At 42.1% G+C, this 21745-nt stretch carries 23 protein-coding genes; 3 read left to right on the top strand and 20 right to left on the bottom strand.

Annotation, left to right across the window (positions count from 1 at the left end; all coding sequences use genetic code 11):
• Nucleotides 1-7 precede the first annotated feature (7 nt).
• The 4 genes from aroH to DESMER_RS05285 form a co-directional block, all read right to left on the bottom strand.
• Nucleotides 8-385 carry a chorismate mutase gene (aroH, locus tag DESMER_RS05300; protein WP_014902041.1) on the bottom strand — a complete coding sequence of 126 codons (378 nt, stop codon included), beginning with the start codon at nt 383-385 and terminating at the stop codon, nt 8-10.
• Nucleotides 386-398: 13 nt separating this feature from the next.
• Nucleotides 399-815: a HutP family protein gene (locus DESMER_RS05295; RefSeq protein ID WP_014902040.1), complete on the bottom strand. Its 417-nt coding sequence runs from the start codon at nt 813-815 to the stop codon at nt 399-401.
• Between the two features lie 232 nt (nt 816-1047).
• On the bottom strand, nt 1048-1500 hold the full coding sequence (locus DESMER_RS05290) for a hypothetical protein (protein ID WP_242831051.1): 453 nt from the start codon (nt 1498-1500) through the stop codon (nt 1048-1050).
• 88 nt (nt 1501-1588) lie between these two features.
• Nucleotides 1589-2836 (bottom strand): BaiN/RdsA family NAD(P)/FAD-dependent oxidoreductase, encoded by a 1248-nt coding sequence (locus DESMER_RS05285; protein ID WP_014902038.1) that lies wholly within the window; start codon nt 2834-2836, stop codon nt 1589-1591.
• A 130-nt stretch (nt 2837-2966) separates the two neighbouring features.
• Here DESMER_RS05285 and DESMER_RS05280 point away from each other — a divergent pair, with 130 nt between their 5' ends.
• On the top strand, nt 2967-3236 hold the full coding sequence (locus DESMER_RS05280) for a hypothetical protein (RefSeq protein WP_014902037.1): 270 nt from the start codon (nt 2967-2969) through the stop codon (nt 3234-3236).
• Nucleotides 3237-3272: 36 nt separating this feature from the next.
• Here DESMER_RS05280 and DESMER_RS05275 read toward each other — a convergent pair whose 3' ends face one another.
• The 7 genes from DESMER_RS05275 to DESMER_RS05245 form a co-directional block, all read right to left on the bottom strand.
• Nucleotides 3273-4349 (bottom strand): 4Fe-4S binding protein, encoded by a 1077-nt coding sequence (locus tag DESMER_RS05275; protein WP_014902036.1) that lies wholly within the window; start codon nt 4347-4349, stop codon nt 3273-3275.
• A gap of 180 nt (nt 4350-4529) precedes the next feature.
• On the bottom strand, nt 4530-5243 hold the full coding sequence (locus DESMER_RS05270) for a FadR/GntR family transcriptional regulator (RefSeq protein ID WP_014902035.1): 714 nt from the start codon (nt 5241-5243) through the stop codon (nt 4530-4532).
• Nucleotides 5244-5369: 126 nt separating this feature from the next.
• Nucleotides 5370-6659, bottom strand: a complete 1290-nt coding sequence (locus DESMER_RS05265) for a (Fe-S)-binding protein (protein WP_014902034.1) — start codon at nt 6657-6659, stop codon at nt 5370-5372.
• Between the two features lie 2 nt (nt 6660-6661).
• The gene (locus DESMER_RS05260) at nt 6662-8050 is read right to left on the bottom strand and encodes an FAD-binding oxidoreductase (RefSeq protein ID WP_014902033.1); all 1389 of its coding nucleotides are present in this window, start codon (nt 8048-8050) and stop codon (nt 6662-6664) included.
• Between the two features lie 190 nt (nt 8051-8240).
• Nucleotides 8241-9890 carry an L-lactate permease gene (locus DESMER_RS05255; protein WP_014902032.1) on the bottom strand — a complete coding sequence of 550 codons (1650 nt, stop codon included), beginning with the start codon at nt 9888-9890 and terminating at the stop codon, nt 8241-8243.
• 257 nt (nt 9891-10147) lie between these two features.
• Nucleotides 10148-11881 carry an L-lactate permease gene (locus DESMER_RS05250; protein ID WP_014902031.1) on the bottom strand — a complete coding sequence of 578 codons (1734 nt, stop codon included), beginning with the start codon at nt 11879-11881 and terminating at the stop codon, nt 10148-10150.
• A 184-nt stretch (nt 11882-12065) separates the two neighbouring features.
• Nucleotides 12066-12785, bottom strand: a complete 720-nt coding sequence (locus DESMER_RS05245) for a FadR/GntR family transcriptional regulator (protein ID WP_014902030.1) — start codon at nt 12783-12785, stop codon at nt 12066-12068.
• A 223-nt stretch (nt 12786-13008) separates the two neighbouring features.
• On the opposite strand from DESMER_RS05245, the gene DESMER_RS24655 reads away from it, so the two are divergent.
• Nucleotides 13009-13143 carry a hypothetical protein gene (locus DESMER_RS24655; protein WP_282433052.1) on the top strand — a complete coding sequence of 45 codons (135 nt, stop codon included), beginning with the start codon at nt 13009-13011 and terminating at the stop codon, nt 13141-13143.
• Nucleotides 13144-13289: 146 nt separating this feature from the next.
• Here the strand turns inward: DESMER_RS24655 and DESMER_RS05240 are convergent, their stop codons facing one another.
• The 3 genes from DESMER_RS05240 to DESMER_RS05230 form a co-directional block, all read right to left on the bottom strand.
• Nucleotides 13290-14051, bottom strand: a complete 762-nt coding sequence (locus DESMER_RS05240) for a LytR/AlgR family response regulator transcription factor (protein ID WP_014902029.1) — start codon at nt 14049-14051, stop codon at nt 13290-13292.
• Nucleotides 14048-15748, bottom strand: coding sequence for a LytS/YhcK type 5TM receptor domain-containing protein (locus DESMER_RS05235; RefSeq protein WP_014902028.1), 1701 nt, complete (start codon nt 15746-15748; stop codon nt 14048-14050). Before DESMER_RS05235 ends, DESMER_RS05240 begins: the two co-directional genes overlap by 4 nt.
• A gap of 63 nt (nt 15749-15811) precedes the next feature.
• On the bottom strand, nt 15812-16279 hold the full coding sequence (locus DESMER_RS05230) for a hypothetical protein (RefSeq protein WP_014902027.1): 468 nt from the start codon (nt 16277-16279) through the stop codon (nt 15812-15814).
• A gap of 206 nt (nt 16280-16485) precedes the next feature.
• Between DESMER_RS05230 and DESMER_RS05225 the strand changes: the two genes are divergently transcribed.
• Nucleotides 16486-16998, top strand: a complete 513-nt coding sequence (locus DESMER_RS05225) for a hypothetical protein (protein WP_014902026.1) — start codon at nt 16486-16488, stop codon at nt 16996-16998.
• Here DESMER_RS05225 and DESMER_RS05220 read toward each other — a convergent pair.
• From DESMER_RS05220 to ytfJ, 6 genes are all read right to left on the bottom strand, one after another.
• A complete protein-coding gene (locus DESMER_RS05220) occupies nt 16993-17763 on the bottom strand; it encodes a pseudouridine synthase (protein WP_014902025.1) in 771 nt (256 codons plus the stop codon). The genes DESMER_RS05225 and DESMER_RS05220 overlap by 6 nt on opposite strands.
• Before the next feature lie 56 nt (nt 17764-17819).
• The gene (locus DESMER_RS05215; protein ID WP_014902024.1) at nt 17820-19250 is read right to left on the bottom strand and encodes an ArnT family glycosyltransferase; all 1431 of its coding nucleotides are present in this window, start codon (nt 19248-19250) and stop codon (nt 17820-17822) included.
• Nucleotides 19235-20035, bottom strand: coding sequence for a glycosyltransferase (locus DESMER_RS05210; protein WP_014902023.1), 801 nt, complete (start codon nt 20033-20035; stop codon nt 19235-19237). Before DESMER_RS05210 ends, DESMER_RS05215 begins: the two co-directional genes overlap by 16 nt.
• 52 nt (nt 20036-20087) lie before the next feature.
• On the bottom strand, nt 20088-20627 hold the full coding sequence (locus DESMER_RS05205) for a spore maturation protein (protein WP_014902022.1): 540 nt from the start codon (nt 20625-20627) through the stop codon (nt 20088-20090).
• The gene (locus DESMER_RS05200) at nt 20624-21205 is read right to left on the bottom strand and encodes a nucleoside recognition domain-containing protein (protein ID WP_014902021.1); all 582 of its coding nucleotides are present in this window, start codon (nt 21203-21205) and stop codon (nt 20624-20626) included. Before DESMER_RS05200 ends, DESMER_RS05205 begins: the two co-directional genes overlap by 4 nt.
• Before the next feature lie 94 nt (nt 21206-21299).
• The gene (gene ytfJ, locus DESMER_RS05195; protein ID WP_014902020.1) at nt 21300-21743 is read right to left on the bottom strand and encodes a GerW family sporulation protein; all 444 of its coding nucleotides are present in this window, start codon (nt 21741-21743) and stop codon (nt 21300-21302) included.
• Nucleotides 21744-21745: the final 2 nt, after the last annotated feature.

Below are 21745 nucleotides of genomic sequence, written 5' to 3'. Positions count from 1 at the left end.
TTGGTGTCTAATCTTTTTCGGGATCACCCTCGAGAAGATCTTTACGTAATTTTACCGCATTTCGCAAAAAAATGTGGCGAATCTCCTTTTGACTGCGTTCAGTATTAACGTGCAGCAGAACGCGGATACAATAGGGAAGTGCACCGGGAACTGGTATTTCTGTGGAACATAGAAGCGGTACCAGCTGCCAGCCAATCGCCCTGGCACTTGATGCCGGAAAATCAGCATCTAAGTCTGAGGTTACCGTGAATATAGCACTCACCAAATCCTCGGTGCAAAGTGAATTCTCAGAGAGAATCATTTGCAATAATTCCTGGGTTGCTTCTCGAATCTCCGCAGCATCATTGTGCTCAACCGTGGTCGCACCCCTTATACCTCGCACCATCGTTCTTCCCCCCTTATTCCTTGGGAGCAACTCGATGTCCCAGACCAACAGCCACCTCATCTAAATGTAAGAGTCCAATTCCAAAAAAAACTGCCACACTTAAATGATCATTTTGACGTGCAATACCAATTTTTCCGCCAATATTCAAACCTATAGCCTTGTTCATTATTTGACTTAAGGCTTCACGCGTGGCTCCAGCAACAGCCCCCTCATCTCCATGGGTCTCACGGATCGCCCCTTCGCGTTTGGCAGCTACTATAGCACGTTCTACAATTTTGCGAACAGAAGCGATATACTCACCACCATAATCAACCGCAGCTGTTTTGACCCCCATTTTGAGATAAGATTCTTTCAAAAGGGTTTCTTCTTCCCGACTTTCAGTCATAGCCATTTTTAACGCAGCAAGTGCGATTTTTTTGCTTTGTGTCATCTAAGCATTCTTCCTCTCCAAACTAATTAACAACCACAATGGTAGAAAAAGACACTTCTCAGTGCCTTTGATTTTTGTAAAAACCATCCCACCATTCTTCAATTATTCGCTTATCATACTATACCTATACCATCCTACCATACTACCCTCCTTTTCTCATCTATACTCTATGAGAAAAACCCCCAACAATTATTACCAATAATTATAGTACCACCGAGAGCGCTTTGCAACATTACTGCTTTATGACCATGTTCTGAATATTGCCCTGGATTATAAAAATTTGATTTTGACGAGGCTCTAGCAATTGATTATCTCTTTTTATAACCTGTACCTTTACGGTCTGATTAATACCTATTCCGTCAAGTTGAATCTGACCTGATTGAATGGCTATTTGCTGTTCTCCTTTGGCTAAATTTGCGATAACTGTTCCATTTTGAACCACCCTAATTGGAGCAGCAGGAGTTGCCTTTAAGGTAATCATCCAGGTTTTTGCCGACTGTTGAGGATCTGCGGGAGCAAGTGCCGGCAACTCTAAAGGAGGCGCTTCTACCTTAGACGCTACAGAAACGTAGAATTCAAGAGGGTCCCTTACAGCGCTTAATTGCATTACTAAAAGCAATACTGAAGCTAAAACCATAACTCTAATGATTCGTCGTTCTCCTCGCTGGATCATATTCCATAACAACTCAATTAAACTCCCTCTTCGACGCACGTACATCACCTCGAAAAGAGTTTATGCAAGAAGCTAATTAATCAGACCTCATATCCATGAACTATCCTATAACATTTCCTGCCGCCCGGCCAGCTCTATAACCCATGGCAAAAGCAGCCTGGAGGTTATACCCGCCTGTTATCCCATCAACATCCACAACTTCACCGGCCCAAAAGAGTCCTTCAACACATTTCGAAGCCATGGTTTTGGGATTAATTTCTTTGACATTAATTCCCCCGGCAGTTACTATAGCAGTTTCCATAGAAAGGGTGTCTGTAATAGTAATCGATAATTCCTGCAACAATTTAACCAAAGCCTTGCGTTCTTCCCGGCTAATTTGATGAACTACCCCATCTGGGTTTATCCCACTCAGGCGGATTAAGACAGGTATCAAACTTTGCGGCATAAGATCATCAAAGGCATTTTTACTCTGTTTATTGCTATACTTTTGAAAATCCCGCTGAACTCGAAGATCTAATTGCTCATTAGTTAAGGCTGGTTTAAGATTAATTTTTAATTGGACTTTCTTCCCCTCACGAAGGGCATCCCCGGCTTGTCGGCTCAAGGTCAAAATAATGGGGCCAGACACTCCAAAATGGGTGAACAACATTTCCCCGAATTCCGAATGCTGTTTCTTTCCTCCAATCCATAAGGAAGCCTCCACATTGCGCAAAGAAAGCCCTTGCAGTTCTTTAACCCAACCCTCTGCCGCTTTAAGCGGAACCAACGCCGGTCTGGGGGTAATAACTGAATGTCCTAGTTTTCGAGCGAATCGGAATCCATCCCCATTTGAACCGGTTGCTGGATATGAAGCCCCACCCGTACAAATAACCACATGGGGAGCTGAGTACTTTTGTCCATTTCCTGTTACTCCAACCACATGCCCATCTTCAACCAGAACCTCTTCTACACTAATACCGGATTTAATAATAACCCCCATTTTCTTAAGAAAGATAATAAATGCTTCAACAATCTTTTCCGCATCATCCGAGACGGGAAAAACTCTTCCTCCTCGCTCAACCTTGGTCTCAACGCCATAATTAGCAAGAAACTCTCTCAAGGCCACATTATCAAAATCTCTCAAAATTCCATGCAAAAAGCGGCCATTTCCAGGGTAATGGCTTATAAAATCGGACACATTTTCAACATTGGTTATATTGCAGCGTCCTTTACCTGAAATCGCAATTTTTCGCCCTAAACGTTCCTTCTTTTCTAAAAGCAGAACTCTTGCGCCTTCGCTGGCTGCTTGTCCGGCAGCCATCATACCGGCAGCGCCACCGCCAACTACAATAACATCATACTCGTTCATTATTAATTCCTTTCTCTGACACAAGGATTCTCATTAGCATTTGATATGTAACGTGCATTTTGCCCCATAAACTATTATGTGCTAAGATTGAGGAAAGCTAATACTAATAATCATTTGGGAGGAATTCATTATGAGTCTTGATCAACGCACAACAATTGTTTCGCAAATTTCTGCGGCAGTTGCTTGCAATGCCCTGGCAGCACTACGCCTATCAATAACCGAAGGATTAAACATCGGTTTAACCAAAGAAGAGATCCAGGAAGTTATCAGCTTGGCTAAAGAGGTTCAACAGCAGCCAATATCTCATGTGACTCATATGACGGGCCAAATCCTTCGTGAAGGCAAGAAAAAACCACATGAGCACAGCGCCCACTGTGGATGCGGCGGGCACCATGCCTAGTATTATTCTCCTAAGTTGTTCTTTAAGCTTCTAAATTTAGCGAGTAAAAAAACCTCCACCTTCAGGACCACTTGTAGCGCAAACCAAACACAAGTCTCCATTATCGAAAATGCGTTTACCGCATTGGTTACAATACTTGGGGCTGCCTTCGTGGACTAGTATTTTACCGGTTATTAGTTTATGAGACAATGGTTGATAATTAAAGGTTAAGGCCTGAGAACGACAGGTCTCTACACAGCGATGGCATTGAACACACTTCATAGGTTCAAAAATCAGCCGCAGGGATGTGATTCTATCTTCTTTGGTCAAATCTTCCTCATTAGAGGCTGAGTTCATTTCTTCCCGCTTCTGTAAAGCTCCCTGAGGACATATTGCTGCACAGACTCCGCAGCTTGTACAGGAATCCGCAATTGAAATAGCCTGAAAGGGAATCTTCTCTTCTGAGGAAGCCTCGAAGGCTTCAATGAGCCACTGACGAGATTTTGGGATATGATAAGTCTCATCTGCCGTTAGGCTCGGCAGCCATTCCTCGATCTTTTCCCGACTTTTCTCCCTCCATCCCAAGGTTCTGTCCTTTTGAACGCCTGACCCGGGCGCCTTATTAATACTAGCCTCATGCCCCTCCCCAGACCCTTGATCCGGTCGAACCTTGATATGAATCACAGGATGTGTCGGCCAGTCCGCATGAACCCCTTTAAAGGCCTCAACGCTAATTGCACATGCCTGGCGATCAGGACAGTCTGCACATGATCCTGTGCTAATTGTTGCCGATTTTTCCTTGGCTAACAGCATTAGGGTCATCCAGCTATCCCTATCCAGCATTCCCAAACAAGGTATTTCAAAACCACCGGGGACTGCTTTTGGACAATTCAATACAATTTCTTCAGCCTCTTGGAGATATTGATAGAATTTGTCGATGGAATGATCTACAAAGCCGCCACTTGGGCAGACAGCCATACAAACTCCGCATTCTGTACAACTCTTAGTATCAAGCTCACGATAGTTTGAGATAGCTTGATGGGGACAACTCTCAATACATAGCTTACAGGAACGAGCATAGGGTCTTTTTGTGTTAAGACAATTACCGTTGTGATAAACCATTTGACATGTCATAGTTTTGTCCTCACTATTATTTACTTCTTGTCCATCACAATTCTTTCTTGCTTTCTTAATTCATTTTCACATAATTAGGATTGCCGTAGGCTAACTCTCTCATTCTTATTATCCCGTTTGTTCTGGAGAGCAGTGCCAAAAGAGGCTAGAAACTGTTTTTTGTTTCTGCCTCTTTAATTTTTAATCCTCAATCATATACTTAGCGAGATGGTTCTCAACTCCAACTAGATGATCCAACATCATTTTTTTAGCTTTCTCAGAATCATGATTTTTAATAGCCTCGTATATTAAAAAATGCTCATTAAACAACTTTTCAGGGGTGTCTTCGTGTTCATAAAGCTTACTGCGGCTGGTTTTAAGGGCCTTTTTCATTGTATCCGAAAGGGTATTCATTAAGCGAAAGAGGATTTTATTATGGGTCGCTCTAGCAATTGCATAATGAAAGTAATGGTCAGCCTCTTCACCTAGATGATGTAATTCGAGATCCTTCCGCATAATTTCTAACGCTGCAAACATCTCATTTATTTCATCTTCATCCGCTCTCGCAGCCGCTAATCCGGCAGCCTGAACTTCTAAAATCTTTCTTGCCTCATAAAGTTCCAGGTCAGTGTCTTTTTCTATAAAGAGCATCCAGGCCAAAGGGGTTACAACAGATTCAATATTAACCTGCCTAATATAAGTTCCCTCGCCGGAACGCACTTCTATTAAGCCCATCATCTCTAGGGCACTGATCGCTTCCCGAATAGACGCACGACTTACCTGAAACCGTTCAACTAATTCCCGCTCTGAGGGTAGCCGGTCACCAGGCTTTAGTTGTCCCTCGGCAATGAGTTGACCGATCTGATCAACAATCTGTTCGTAGATCTTTCGGGTTCTAATGGGTTTTAGAATCACCCTTTTTTCACTCCTCGCACATCGGTTGTAAAACCATAACCGTACTTAGTTTACCATAGCTATCCACTATATGAAACATGGGAACACTTTATTCTTAAAGTGTTCCCATGTTTTCACCACCCTGATTTACTTCTTTTTGCCAGCTCGGTATGATTCAGCCAAAATTTGGACAGTATGCACAACTTCTTCATTTATTCCGGCATTTTCCACTCCGCTTTTTAGCTGTAACCTACATGCTGGACAGCCTGTTGCCACCGTATCAGTGTGGGTCAACTCAATATCCGCTGTCTTACGATCAGATATCTGTACAGAGAGATCAGGGTGCACAAGGCTGAAAGATCCAGCCATCCCGCAACAACGCCCCGGTTCTTTCATTTCAATCAATTCCACACCCGGAATACTCTTTAAGATTTCTCGCGGCTCCTTATTAATCCCTTGTCCACGATTCAAGTGACAGGGATCATGATAAGTCACTTTACGATTTACTCGTCCTAAACCTTCCTTTTTGAAAGGTACTTTGTGAATCAGGAATTCGGAAATATCGTAGGACTTGCCAGCCCATTTATCGGCTAAGGCCTTAAACTGCGGATCATTGTCCAAAAGTTCACCAAAGACATGCTTCCAAGCAGTTCCTCCGGAAGAACATGCCACTACCAAAGCGTCCGCGCCCAGCTTCTCAAAGGCTCTTAAATTCCGTTTTGCTAAAGCACTGGCCGAGGCAACATCTCCATTTACTGAGGCGGGAATTCCACAGCATCCCTGACCCTTAGGAATTACAACTTCAATGTCATTTTCTTTGAGAACTTCTACAACTGCTTTCCCAATATCAGTGTAGAAGTAATTAATCATACATCCCGTGAAAAAGGCCACTCTCATCTTCGGTTTTTCGACTTTAACAACTTCCGGAAACTCCGAACGCAGTGTCCTACTGGCTAACATTGGGAATACTTTATCCGTTCCAATGCCAATATCAAAACGCATTCTGGCAATACGATCACTTTTATGAGGTACGTGTTTTAAGGCCACGCCTTGGAACATGCTGCCTGTTTTCATACCAAAATCAAACATCCGCTGCATCTTAAGCGCCGTAAAGGCAATCTTTTTGACAGGGTGCAGACCCTTTTTACGAACGGCTTCAGCCCGAGCAGCTAAAATAATTTTATCAAATCTAACTCCACAGGGACAGTTATTATTACATGCCATACAGGTTGTACACAGAGAAAAACGCTCTGCCAGCCCTTGAGTCATTTCAGCTTCTCCTGAAAGGAGGAATTCGACAAGGCTGATCTTTCCTCTTGCTACGGCAACTTCTTGGCGAGTTTCCTTGTAAATAGGACAAACTGCCATACAGTTTCCGCATTTCATGCATTTATGGAGTTCTTCGGTAATCGAATCCAGAGAATTATATACGGACACGATTAGTCCCTCCTCACTATTTTCCCCGGGTTCAACACATAGTTGGGATCCAGGGCTTCTTTCATACTTCGCAGTAATGCAACTCCAGCTTCACCAAATTCCCAATCTAGGTATTTCATTTTAGCAACTCCAATTCCGTGTTCCCCGGAAAGAGTTCCTCCTAAAGAAATCGCTGTTTGGAATATTTCATCGACAGCTAAGTGAACTCGCTTCATTTCGTCTAGATCTCTCTCATCCGTTAAGATCGTTGGATGCAGGTTGCCATCTCCGGCATGACCAAAGGTAGCAATGTTGAGCTTATGCTTGTCAGCGATTTTCCGAATGGCTTTGATCATATCGGGGATTTTACTTCTGGGCACAGTAGCATCCTCTAGAACCGTGGTAGGCCTTTTTTGAGCTAAGGCCGGAAGGGCACTTCGACGTGCTAACCATAATAGATCCCGTTCTTTATCATCCTTAGCAATTTTGACATCGGCAGCCTGTTCTTCTTTTAAAATCTGCTCAACCAAAACGGCTTCCCGCTCAACAACTTCTTTATACCCGTCTACTTCAATTAGCAGAACTGCTTCAGCATTTAAGGGCAGTCCAGCATGAACAAAGTGTTCAACAGTTTGGATCGTAACATTGTCCATAATCTCAAGGGTAGCAGGGATAATCTTATTTCTGATAATTGACGCAATAGCTTTTCCAGCCTTGTCAACATCATCAAAAACAGCCATAATACTCTTACGAGCCTCAGGTGCCGGGATTAACTTCACAAGAATTTCCGTGATAATTCCTAAGGTACCTTCTGCTCCGGTAAAGAGAGCTACTAAATCATAGCCAGTAACATTTTTGACGGTTTTTCCACCCCAGCGAATAACTTCCCCGTTCGCTAAGACTACTTGCAAACCCATAATATAATGCTTGGTAACACCATACTTGAGTCCACGCAATCCTCCAGAACATTCTGAAACTGAACCGCCCATAGTAGCGGTTGTAACTGTTCCCGGATCTGGCGGATAAATCAAGCCAAACTGCTGTACAGCGTTATTCAGATCTTGAATAATTACTCCAGGTTGAACGGTTGCCGTTAGATTATCCTGATCCACTTCAAGGATTTTATTCAGGTTAAGCATTGATAGAACGATACTGTCCTCAGAAGGAATAGTACCTCCACTTAAGTTCGTACCCGAACCACGTGGATAGACCGGAATCTTATAGCGATTAGCTATCTTTACAACTTCTGCAACTTGCTCGGTATTAAGGGGTGAAACCACGACACCCGGCTTATGATGTTTCATCGCAGCCGTCGCGTCATAAGCATAGGTCAGTAAGTCTTCCTGCTCCGTGAGGACGTTTTCCTTACCCAATACTTTAATTAGATCTTCTATAACTTCACGAGCTAGCATTCATCTACCCCCCATAGTATTTTTAAACTATAAATTTCGTCTGATAGTCAGACCACCTAACCATATATTAATTCAATTGTTAATGTATTTCAATATGTAAAACGCATTTTATTTCAAATAAAGGGGAAAGGTTAAAAATATCCTTTCCCCATTTTAGGTTTATTTATTTATTTTTTACATTTATTTGATTTTATTGAATAACTGGAATCATTCCCGGTAAGACATACGCCTGTAGATAGGTCATAATGCAAATTAGCAGTAAGAGAAAGATCGAATGTTTGAGTGTAAATCTGAATAGATCAGATTCTTTACCAACTAAACCCGTCGCGGCCGTCGCAACTGCTATAGATTGAGGAGAAATCATCTTTCCTACAACTCCACCCGAACTGTTCGAGGCAATGGTCAGAACAGGGTTTACTCCAACCTGTTGAGCCGTTACATTTTGCAGTTGTCCGAACAAGGCGTTTGCCGAGGTGTCAGACCCTGTCAAGAATACACCGAGCCAACCGAGAACCGGAGCGAAGAAGGGAAACAAATGACCGGTTCCTGCAAAAAGAATCCCCAGTGTATAAGATAATCCAGAATAGTTAGCAATGTAGGCAAAGCCAAGTACTGAGCTTACTGTAATGGTAGGATAGATTAGAGTTTTCAAGGTTGCCCGTGCTACTTTTGCTCCCCTGGCTGGACTAACACCAAGAATTAACATTGTGATTATTGAAGAGATTAAAATCGCGGTTCCAGCAGCAGCGAAGAAATCCCATTTGTAACTAGCAGAGTAAACCGCCGGTTTTGTAACAATTGGCATGGTTTTATAGACTAGGCCGTCAAGCCCAGGCCAATGGGGAATATTAACAAACCATTCCAGCTGTTTGGTGACAAAATTTTTAAAGCTTGTTGTGCCCCAAATTCCCACCATAACCGTAAGCACTAAGAAAGGAGACCATGCTTTAAGTATTTGACCGCCGGAGTATTTCTTGTATTGTTCGATCTTTTCACTCTTCTCATTTGGAAAACGCCAGATATTCTTGGGTTTCCAAACTTTGAGTAGAATTGCTGTGGTAATAAGTGAAAACAGTGAAGAAATTATATCCGGCAACATTGGTCCCAGGTAGTTAGAAGACCACCACTGAGCTATAGCAAAGGAACAACCTGAAACCGCAATAGCAGGCAGAACCTCTTTGGCGCCTTTCCAGCCGGCCATTAGAATAATTAAATATAATGGTATAAAAACGGAAAGGAATGGAAGTTGACGACCCACTGCAGCAGAAATTATATCTGCATTGACGCCGGTTACTGCACCAGCGGCTATGATCGGAGCGCCAATTCCTCCGAAGGCTACCGGAGCGGTATTAGCGATCAGGCAAAGGCCTGCCGCATAGAGGGGTTCAAAGCCCAAACCGATTAAAATTGCACCAGTAATTGCTACAGGAGTACCAAATCCAGCAGCACCCTCTAAAAAAGCGCCAAAGGAAAAAGCAATTAGAAGTGCTTGGAGACGACGGTCGTTGGACAAAGAAGCGATTGAACTCTTAATGATATCGAATTGACCTGCTTCAACAGTTAAGTTATACAAGAAAACTGCAGTTACAATAATCCAGGCAATTGGAAATAATCCATTTAGTATTCCAAGGGCACTTGCTGAAAGCGCAACTCCTATTGGCATCTTGTATACTAGAATTACAATAATATTCGTAAAGATCAGCGTGGTTACTCCAGCTATATGCCCTTTCATGCGTTTTACCGCTAAGGCCCATAGTAAATAGAAGATAGGCAAAGATACCACTAATGCGGTAAGTCCAATACTACCTCCAAGCGCGGAATAGTTTTGTGTCCATTGCATTTATAACTTCCACCTTTCATTTTGTTTTGACTCGCTGTGTTCGAAATGCCAACTATTATGGAATTGTTTACGCTTCTCAGTTTAAATATTCATTTTTTGTTAATTAAAATTAAAAATTAAAAAGCTGAGGGCTAAGCCTCAGCTTTTTAATTTTTAATGCTGCAATCTCATCTATTCCAGTTGGTTATATCAATACTTTACTTACACTAAATTAACAGGGATGACCTAAATAAATAGGCCAGCCCTGTTGGATTTTTTTATTTCATTACTGGGATCATCCAGGTGAATACGTAGGCTTGCAGCCACACTAAAACACCCATTAACATTGCTAACACAACGCTGTGCCAGAATACTTTCCGGAAAATAACTCCGATATTTCTGACCCCCTCGTCAGCGTCAGCATAGCAAGCAGCCGTCGCAACCGTAATACTCTGAGCATCGATCATTTTACCCATAACTCCACCTGTACTGTTAGCAGTAACCATGAGGAGAGGATCAAGATGCAACTGCTGAGCGGTTACTAACTGAAGGTTACCGAAGAGCGAGTTTGACGCTGTGTCACTACCGGTAAGGAAAACCCCCAGCCATCCAATCATAACAGCAAAGAAGGGATAGAATGTCCCTGTTTTCGCAAAGGCTAAAGCAAGGATAACGTCAGTTCCTGCATATTTTGTCATGTAACTTAAGCCAATAACTAAAGAGATAACAGAAAGAGGAATTTTCAAACGGACAATTGTCGTAACAAGAATTTCTTTCCACTGAGCTGCAGTGACTCTGAGGAATAAGATTCCGGTAATAAACGCTGCGATTAGAATCCCTGTTCCTGCCATTGTAAATATATTGAAGCTAAATACAGCAGCCTCTCCGGTTTTTGCCACAGCTCCAGCAGTTACCGGTGCTGTTTTAAACACTAAGCCATGAAGATAGGGAATGTTAAAACTAGGATTAAAGAGAGAGGTCAACCAAGCCTTGATACTGGGGACACCCCACATGGCTACAAAGATAGCCAAGAATACCCAAGGCATCCAAGCCTGAAGAAGAACGGGTAGAGGATGTTTTGGGATAACTTTCGGTTTGCCTGGATCTCTTCCCTCTAGTTTTGCATAAGCCATTTCATTGGTAATAACATTTTTAGGTTTCCATATTTTCAAGAAGATTGAGGTGATAACAATACTCATAATTCCCGATCCGATATCTACAAGCATCGTCATTCCAGCCTCGGCCATCATGAACTGGGTAACAGCAAAGGAAGCTCCAGTAACGAGAATTGCAGGCCATACTTCAAAGACTTCCTTAAGTTTGCCTTTTTCCATTATTACCAGTGTTGCGACTAACCAGAAGGGAATGAGGATTGAGAAAAACGGTAATTGTCTGCCTGCCATCATAGTAATCATGCCGTCCGGGATACCAGTGACTTTTGCAAGAGTGAGTACTGGTGTTCCGATAGCTCCCCACGCAACCGGTGCTGTATTGGCAATCAAGCAGACAACTGCAGCTGTCAAGGGGCGGAAACCTAAACCAACCATGATAGCACCAGCCACTGCTACGGGAGTACCAAAACCCGAAGCCCCTTCGATAAAGGCACCGAAGCTAAAGGAAACGAGCAGGGCCTGTAAACGTCGATCCGGCGTGATTCCGGCAATTGAGTCTTTAACTATTTCGAACCTACCGGTAACAACTGTCATTGTGTATAAGAAAATTGCCCCGAAAACAATCCAGCCAATAGGGAACAATCCGCTTATCACACCATACCCAAAGGCCGCGGCAGTTGAGGTGGCAGGCATTTTCATAACAAAAACACATATGAAAAAAGTAACAACAACTGCAATAGCAGCTGCATAGGGGGCATAAATTCCTAAGATTCTTTCACCGTTTTTAGCTTTATGAGGGTGGAGGGCTAAAAAGTAGAGTAAAGTCAGAATAGGTACAGCTGCTAAGAATACAGAGAACCAAAAGTTACCTGTCGGGTTATAATTCTGTAGATAGGTCAATGATAAATCCTCCTTCCAAAATATGACGTGCTTAATGAGAGTTACAAGTCCGAGTAAACTGAGTCTTTTCCAAGCATTCCTCCTTACAAATTACCCATAGACCTACTTAAATTCCTAGGTATTGTGAATTTATACCAGGAATTACTTTTGGTTATTGTAAAATTTTTTTAATGTTGTTGACTCCTTATTTGCTGTCATTGACTATGTATTTTCTAAGATTATTCTCTACCCCTAGTAGATGATCCAACATCAGTTTTTGAGCACTTTCAACGTCACGATTCTTTATAGCCTCATATATGTTAAAATGCTCATTTAATAACTTCAGAGGAGAATCTTCATGTTCAAAAATCTTACTTCGATTGCTTTTTAAGCTCTTTTTAAGAGTATCTGAAAGAGTAGTCATCAAACGAAAGAGAATTTTATTATGGGCTGATTTGGCAATTGCATAATGAAAGTTATGATCTGCTTCTTCGCTCAACTGATGCAATTTTAAATCTTTTCGCATAATTTCCAACGCTTCGGACATGTCCTTCAAATCATCAATATTTGCTCTCTCTGCCGCCAAACCGGCAGTCTGTACCTCTATAATTTTTCGTGCCTCATAAAGTTCCAAATCTGTATTCTTTTCGATCACCAACATCCATGCTAAAGGGGTTACTACGGATTCTGCATTTACTCGCCTGATATAAGTTCCTTCCCCAGAACGTACTTCTACCAGTCCCATCATCACAAGAGCACTAAGAGCTTCTCTTATTGAGGCACGGCTTACCTTAAACCGCTCTACTAATTCCCTTTCTGAAGGCAGGCGATCTCCTGGTTTTAGATGACTTTGGGCAATTTGTTGGCTGATCTGATCAACAATCTGTTCATAAACTTTTGGGGTTTTGATGGGTTTAAGTATCACCCTATTTCTCTCCTCGCATATCGGGTTGTATCAAAATAAACTCCTTGGTTTTAAGCCGAAGGCCGTTACTACTTCTTTGTTTTAAAGAGTAAAACGCTGTATTAAATCCAGCAAATAACAAGTTCCTTCATGAACCGATCGGTATCCCAGGCAATCCTTCCCGACTCTTTATTCTTAGATAAAAAGTGAAGCAGGTCTTGACCTGATTCACTTGATTTGTTGTATGTTGCCGCAGCAGGTCGGTACTCCTGCTGCAGCTGCTGTTCCTTTGATGGTCGGACTCGACTTCCCAGCTATAGCTGCCGTCAATGCTGGAAGAGAATGGATGGTCATCAGACCATTGAACCCGACCATTTAAGTAATAAACAAAGAATATAATATTGTGCGAAAATTCTCTAGATTATTTGCACCAAACACATAAAATTTGACATGAGATTATGAATTTACGTAATGTTTTGCATATTCATTATATTACACAAAAAAAAAGTGTTCTTCTTTGAACACTCAAACATCAAGCCGTTCTTTTAGTTTTTTGATATAAGTTCGACTAACCGGAATTTCAGTTGCTTTCTCGCCATCGATAATAATCTTATAGGTTGAGTTAAACCAAGGAATTACTTCTTTAATACGATCTAGGTTAACAATGTAAGCTCTGTGAGTTTGCAAGAACTGGGCAGGATCCAGTCTCTCTTCAATTTCGTGCAAACTGAACGTCGTGGGCCACATTTTGTGTTCAGTTACCAAACTGGCATAGCGACCTTCAGCGACTACATAAAGCAATTCCTGCGGGTCAATCAAGACAACTCGTCCCTTAGAGGTAGCTGCAAGTTTGCGCGGTCGTTGTTTAACCCCTATTTCTTGAATTAAACGTGATATTTTTTGCGTCAATTCCTGGTCATGTGACTGTATACGTTGTTGGATACGATCAATTGTAACTTTCAAACGTTCCTGAGAAAAGGGTTTAAGAATATAATCCACGGCATTAAGTTCAAAAGCGCGTATAGCATGAACATCATAAGCAGTAGCAAAAACAACGGATGCCCGCATATCCAACTGTTGAAGAGCTCGAACAACATCAATACCATCCATATCTTGCAGATGGACATCCATAAAGATAACCTCCGGTTGCAGGTTGGGAATTCCTTCAATAGTCTGCACTCCACTTGAAAACTCACCGATGATTTCCATTTCAGAATTTTTCTCCAACAAAAATCTTAGTTCTTCACGCGCCGGTTGTTCATCGTCTACTAATACTATTTTGATCATAATGTCACTCCTCTAAGTACACTTCTTGAAATGGGTACTCGAAAGGAAATAATCGTTCCCACACCAAGGATACTTTCAATCAGTAGTCCCTGTCCGTATAGTCTTAATAAACGTCGATGTACGTTCTTTAGACCGATTCCTATCTCAGCATCTTCCTCTTCAACTCCTTCAAAAATGTCGCGCAGCTTAAAACTAGATATGCCTATTCCATCATCTCGAACTATAATTTGTATGCTATCACCATCTTTGTGGACATGGATTGAAACTGTACCCCCGCTATCCTTAGGTAACAGTCCGTGTCTAACTGCATTTTCAACCAGTGGCTGCAAGACTAGCGGTGGCAATATAATATTCTCAGTTCCTGTCTCAATGTTCATATCTACCTTTAACTTGTTGGAAAATCTAGCCTCTTCGATAGCCATATAGGCTTCGACATGTTTACATTCTTCCCGTACAGTGTGGAATGAAACCCCTTGACGCATATTGCGGCGTAAGAATTCACCCAAAAAAATAAGAACCTCCCGCGCTTTTTCCGGCTGACTCCTGATTAAACTTACTACAGTATTTAAGGTATTAAATAGGAAATGAGGCTGGATTTGAGCTTGAAGTGCTCGTATTTCAGATGCAACGCTTAACTCTTTCTGGTGTTCAAGATCGGCTAACTCAAGTTGAGTGGAAAAAAGTTTCCCCAGTCCCTCTGCTAAAGTTACGTCGATAATTGATTTCCCTCGCCGAGCACGATATAAAATTAAAGCTCCGATTGTCTTTTCACCAGGGCGCAGAGGGACAGCAATAGCTGAGCGTAAAGGACAATTTGGATACTTGCACTCAGTTTCAACTTCAGAAATCTGGATAGATTTACCATCCCGTAAGGCTTTATGCCCTGCCTCTGTCATAAATGGTTGTCCTATAAAATGGTGATCCGATCCTAAACCGACATAAGCGATTATTTGCTGCTTATTGGTTATTGCCACCGCTGCCACCTTGGAAATTTTTTGAATAATTTCAGCAGCTTTTTGAGCACTTTCTAAATTTAAACCCTTTCGAAAATAAGGCAAAGTTATATCAGCTATTTGCAAGACATTCTGGGCTTGTAGGGCGGCAATCTGTTCTTCCTCATGATAAACTGTCTTAATAATATATAAAAAAAGACCCACTCCAAGCCCATTGAATAGAACCATTGGCATAGCAATGACCATGATTAGGTTCCATGCTTCCTCAAAAGGACGGGCAATTATAAGAATAATAGCCATCTCCATTATTTGGGCTATTATTCCCAGCCCCACGCCGACCTTCCAATCATCGTTTTTATCCCTTGCCAGCCAATAAATGAGCCCTCCCAGCAAACCCTGCAATATTGGAGATATTGCACAAGCTAAACCAGTAAACCCTCCATAGAATATGTAAAAGTGCAAGCCTGTAATTGCGCCAACTACTAAACCAACCAGCGGCCCGCCAAGCATACCTGCACTTACCGTTCCGATAGCACTCGTATTAGCCGCATTAGCACCATTAATAGAAACTCCCGAATAGGTTCCTGCCATGGAGAATACGCCAAAAATCAGCATTAAGGTTAACGTCTGACGCTTGTTTAGTTGAGAATTCAAATATCGGCGAAAGACCTGACTCTTCGTCATTAGTAACGCTATGGTCACAATAATACTGAGCCTTTCAGCTAATATCTTTATTAAATCCATAGATTCACCCTCATTTTCGTAGCCAAAGAGAAAATCATTTAACTTTTACTAATTCGATACTATTCAACGGGAATACTTTTGTTCAAGCAATCTCAACTCTTGTTGAAAGGACTGACTAAGCCGAAATAGTAATCTCTCCATATCTAGCCGGTGTAAAGAAATATTTTCAGGGCTTAAGAATTCAATCTTGCGGAATTCTGGTTTAACTAGAAAGGGAAGCAAGTCGTCAATATTTTCAACCCGTAAGGTTAAAATAATTGGTGCATAGGCAACTTCGTCGTGATGACGGCGTCCATTTTCTTCAGCGACGGTATAGATATCTAAACTTAGATCGATATCTTCGATGATGATTCCTTGTAGTGGAACATTGCGCAATAAGGCTACCTGTTGCTCGCGCATCGTTTCAGCCACTAATTCCTTGCTCTTTCCTCCAAAGAAAAAGCGCCCAGTTTTCGATTCACCGCGAAAATCCACTCGAATCCGTACGCGAATGTGTTCTGTTAGGAGTTCATCTCCAATCCGAATCTTCATCACTGGTTCTCTCCGTTCCCCATCATAATCGTTCAACTTAAATTTGAGGCCCAGCTTTTTCACCAAACCCCAATATTTAAATGAATCCTATAAAATATTCTCCATGGGTTTAATTTTATCCTGCAGGCCTTGCTTTAGGCGTAGAATTTATGGACATACTAAGAAAACTTCAACAGATAGTATAGTTACAAGGAGGATAAAATTACATGCTTAAAACTGCAATTGCAATTTTCAAGGGACAACAACAAACTAAAGAAGCTATCGAAGAAATACAAGGGGAATCCTTAGCAAATTCTAAAGTATCAGTCGTAATCCGCAGTGAATACTTCCATCAAGGTCAATACCGTGAAGAAATCGCCAACGAGTTGGCCTATTACCCGAGTGAAACCAATCACGACAAATATCACACCTGGCTTGTCCAAGCACCACCGTTTTTTGTTCCAAATTTAGGGGAGGTAATTGTAGCAGGGCCACTGGCCAGCGAGCTTATGCATCAACCTCCCAGCCGTGGACTAGCAGAAGTCCTTTTAAGCTACGGACTTTCGGAAATACGGGCACGACATTACGAGAATGAAGTTCGTACCGGACATTGGTTGGTTCTAATCCAAACAGAGCACGAAAAAATCAATGCTGTTGCGAACACCTTACAGTCTTATGGCGGTAGGGATATAGAAAAATGGAATAAGGAGCTTGATCATCCTGTCTACCCTAAATCATAATCCTACTTGAGATCGCAATTCTTTGATTTCCTCTTTTGTTAGAGCTCTGTACGCACCCGGAGGAAGAGTGTTTCCCTGACTGAGAGATCCAAATCGAATCCTCTCCAATTTAAAGACCGGATAACCAACAGCGGAAAACATACGACGAATTTGACGATTTCGCCCTTCATGAATTGTCACTTCTAAAATTTCAATATGATTAGGTCTAAGCTCTTCGTTGCTTCTCTTCGAAACACCGCATACTCGCTGGACTTTAGCAGGTGCGGTGTTTCCATCTTCAAGTAAAACACCTTGTCTAAGGCTTTCTATGGCATTAATCCCCATTGGGCCTTTAATCCAAACGCGATAGGTTTTCTCTACTCCATAGGAAGGATGCATCAGACGATGTGCCAACTCTCCATCATTAGTAAGCAGTAATGCTCCGGAGGTATCGTAGTCCAATCTGCCAACCGGATATACTCGCGCCGGAACTTCTTTTAATAAATCAATAACCGTAGGGCGACCTTGGGGATCTTGAGCACTAGTAATTACACCAACTGGTTTGTTGAGAAGATAATAGTCCAGCTTTTCTGTATGTTTGATAGGCCTTCCATCAACTTCAACGGAATCATCCATCCCAACTTTATATCCTAAAACAGAAATCTTTGCCCCATTTACTTTTACTCTACCTTCAAGAATAAGCTGTTCTGCATGTCGGCGAGATGCAATGCCTGCTTTAGCAATTACTTTTTGAAGGCGTTCTCCATCCTCTTTCTCTTGGCTCATTGTTCTTCCTTTCTATTTATCGCTGCTAGCGTTTTAATTTATAGTAGGTAATTACTCTATCGGGTTCCAAGAACATCTGTATCCTGAAGCAAGGGAGAAGTCTCAGTAATCTTGAGATCAAAGATACCCGGCCCAATTTCAGAATACCGTTCTTGAACATTTCTCCAAAACTTCTCATTCTGTGCGCTGTGAGGAAGACGAACTAGGTAATCCCCCGGAAACTGCTGCAAAAGATTAAAGGAGGCTTGGTCATCGACAGTATTCAACCTAAATCCAACTCTTCTAGCGTAATAAAATGTCATTGGCGGAGGATCGCTTAATACTAACACACTTGAGTTTTCTGTATGGTCTACTATCCACTGGGCTTGACTTAGGTATTCTTGGTTCCATTGATACTTAGGGGTTAAATCACTAAAGGTACCCTTATTAATCAAGGCCAAAAGCACAATCCCAATAACAGTCCCAGGTAAATTAGCAATACAGTCTATAGCGTAAGCACTTAATAGGGCAACTAAAGGCAAAACAGGCACTAAGTAATAATCTAAGGGAATACGGGCACAAACTATGCCTATATACAAAATGCTGATTCCCCCCCAAACCCAAAAGGCTAAACGTGCCGGTGAACGAAAAAAACAGAGACGCAGCAGCCCCAGGCCAGAAAGAAATACGACAATATCTGTAAACCCACGCTCGACATTTTTCTCCAATAGTTCCCAATTGATATTTGCTGAGCCGGCAACTTGCTCAGTTAATATTCCCGAAACAAATTGACTAGAAGAATCAACATTAAAATGTACCCATACATAATAAACTATTGGTGGAATAAGCACAATCAAACTATAGCGGATTATTTGCCTTACCCGTTCTTGCAATGGCCAAAAACCTAATAGGAGGGCGACGGGAAACAGCATAAGCTGGGGAAGCTTAGCTAAGATTGCCCCAGCCATTAATAAGCCTGCTCGCCAACTCCCAGTCTCTTTTGGCGAAGTTCTCCATCTCCAAACCATAGCCAGGGCCCAGATACTCCATGCTTGAGCCATAGGTTCAGGCATGACAACTCTTCCATAATAAATTGACAAAGGCATTATAGCGTAAATCGCGGCGGCAAAAAGTCCAACTCGCTCACTAAATATCCTTCGCCCCAGGTCATAAATTCCTATCACCGTAAGCAACGATAAAGAGACTGACCAGATCCGCCCCCATAAGTCCGTCCAACCGAAAATTGTCCAAGTCCATGCTAATACATATGGTAAAAAGGGAAACTCCAACTCAACATGTTGAGGCATAACCCCATCATAATTAAGCTGAGGTAAGAAAACCTTTGGGAAATTCAATAAATTTCCCAGCATATGAGTAGCCATGCTAGCTGTATCTGCCTGTCTCCATGCCTGGTCATCAAGCAATGGATTCGTGATTCCACGCAGACGAAGTCCTAAAGTCATTAGCAAAATTCCTGCTAAAAGTAAACGATTTATTCCTCGGCCCATTCTACTGTACTCCACTTATTACGTTTTAATTGGTAAATAAGTTGAAAGTAGCCCCAAATTGTAGCCCAAATTCGCATTTTACTGGCACCTTTTTTAAGTTCATAGTGAAGTTTTAAGGGGACTTCCGTTATCCGTTCTGCGAATGGAGCAATCTTCAAGAGCAATTCAACCATCCCCGAAAAATTTCGACTTACAATTATATCCGGCCCATATTGGCGGGTTCCCTCAGCCAGAAGCTTAAGACGATAAGCCCGATATCCACATGAATAATCACGGACACCTTTGATAGGAGCAAATAATTGCATGACTTTCCCAGCCCCCCAAGATAATCCCCGACGCCCTAATGAAAGCCCATGTTGTTCTCCTCCTTGGACATACCGCGAAGCAATAACCAGGTCTGAGCCTGAACAGATTTCCTCATAAAGTAAGGGAATACAATTTGCCGGTTGAGTATTATCTGCATCCATTGTGATGACAATATCTGGACAAATTTTATTCTCGCAATTTTTTTTGTCATGATCTTTAATGAGATAAGAGTGATTCAAAACATATTGGAAGCCACTGTTAATAGCAGCCCCCAATCCCTTATTTTGCTCATGATTTACTCCGTGTATATTATTGTAGTCTTGAGTATATTGCTGAACAATATCAAAAGTACGATCTGTACTTCCATCGTTAACTATAACGATCTGGTGAGGAATCTGTGCACAGTTTGTTCTGATATCTTCTAATAGTTCAGCAAGTGCTTGATCCTCATTATACGCTGGCAAAACAATATATAGCATACTAAACAATGCCCCCTTTTTAGGTTCATTGTTAGTATGCACAAAGTACGTATCAATAAAACACTTTAGTAACTATCCAAACTGAGACGATCAAACCAATAAGATCCGCAAGTAAACCTAATTTTAGGGCGTATCGATATTTTTTTATACCCACTGAACCAAAATATACCGTTAACACAAAGAAAGTTGTATCCGTACTTCCCTGCAATGTTGAGGCTAAACGACCAATGTAGGAATCGGGACCGTATTCATTAATTAACTGTGTTGCTACTCCCAAGGCACCTGAACCACTTAACGGACGCATAATTGCTAACGGGATAATCGCAGCAAAATCAGGGTCTAATCCTAGTATGTTGATGAGTGGCCGAAGCCATTGCGATAGAATACTAAGTGCACCGGAATCAACAAACACCCGAATTGCTACAAGCATCCCGATTAAGAATGGCAAAATTCGCACACCTGTTTTGAATCCTTCTTCCGCACCCTCTACAAACGATTCGTAAACAGGAACTCCTCGAATGTAGGCCACTATAGGTACAAGTAAAAGGAGCAGCGGTATGGCCCATCTGGATATCTCCGCGATTATGTTCATAGCTTCCTCCTGCGACGAATTAAGAAATCTACAAAGATGGCCATGAACATAGCACATCCTGTCGCAACTATAGTAGTTCCAATAATCTCAGTAGGATTAACAGAGTTAGCTTTTAAGCGAACACCAATAATCGTTGCCGGGATTAGAGTAATACAAGAGGTATTCAAGGCCAGAAAAGTGATCATCGCAGGACTTGCCACATCAGGTGTCGGGTTTTCTTTTTGAAGTTCTTGCATGGCCTTAAGTCCAAAAGGAGTTGCGGCATTACCTAAACCTAATATATTCGCACTCAGATTCATAATTATGGCACCTAGAGCTTTGCTATCTGGTCTAAGAGATGGAAATAGACGACGAATTGCCGGCCCAAAAATCCGCGCAATTCCTTTAACTAAACCTGCTTCCTCAGCCAAACGCATTAGACCTAACCATAAACTCATTACTCCGATTAGTTCAATAGCAACCTCTACTCCCAGTTCTGCAGCCTTCATTGCAGATGTGGTGACAGATTCTATGTGTCCGTTCAAAGCAGCGACGACTATACCTATTGCCAACATTAAAAGCCAGATGAGATTAACCATTTCTCACCCCCTGCCTAAATGTATGAAAAGGACAAACAAAAAAGAACGAGATATCCCGTTCTTTCTGCTAATCTTATTCTAATGGCGATTTATTCTAGTCGCGAGCGATAATAATATCGTCCGTGGTTCTCTTTTTCTTTTGAAACATTCCGCCAAGCTTCTCTAATAAATCCGGAACAGTATCAATCAGTCGATCTACTACTACATTGCTATCGACTGGGAGAAGTCGGATGTTGCCGTTGCCTACTACTAAAAACCCTACCGGTTGAACGGATACTCCGGCCCCGGCACCTCCACCAAATGGCAACGCTGGTCCTTGCCCAGGCGTTCCACCCCCATTATGTCCGGAATCTTTGTCATCCGGCGGAGCAAATTCACTTCCGCCTGCCGCAAAGCCGCAAGAAACTTTTGAAATTGGAATTATCACAGAGCCGTCATGGGCCTCGACCGGGTCGCCGACGATCGTATTCACGTCAACGATTTGTTGGATGCTTTCCATAGCAGTTTTCATTAATGATTCAATCGGATGATTCCCCATGT

It is taken from the genome of Desulfosporosinus meridiei DSM 13257, from assembly GCF_000231385.2.
GTDB classification, from domain to species: domain Bacteria; phylum Bacillota; class Desulfitobacteriia; order Desulfitobacteriales; family Desulfitobacteriaceae; genus Desulfosporosinus; species Desulfosporosinus meridiei.
Note: the sequence above shows the minus strand (reverse complement) of the source record. Positions and strands in the feature narration are given on the sequence as shown.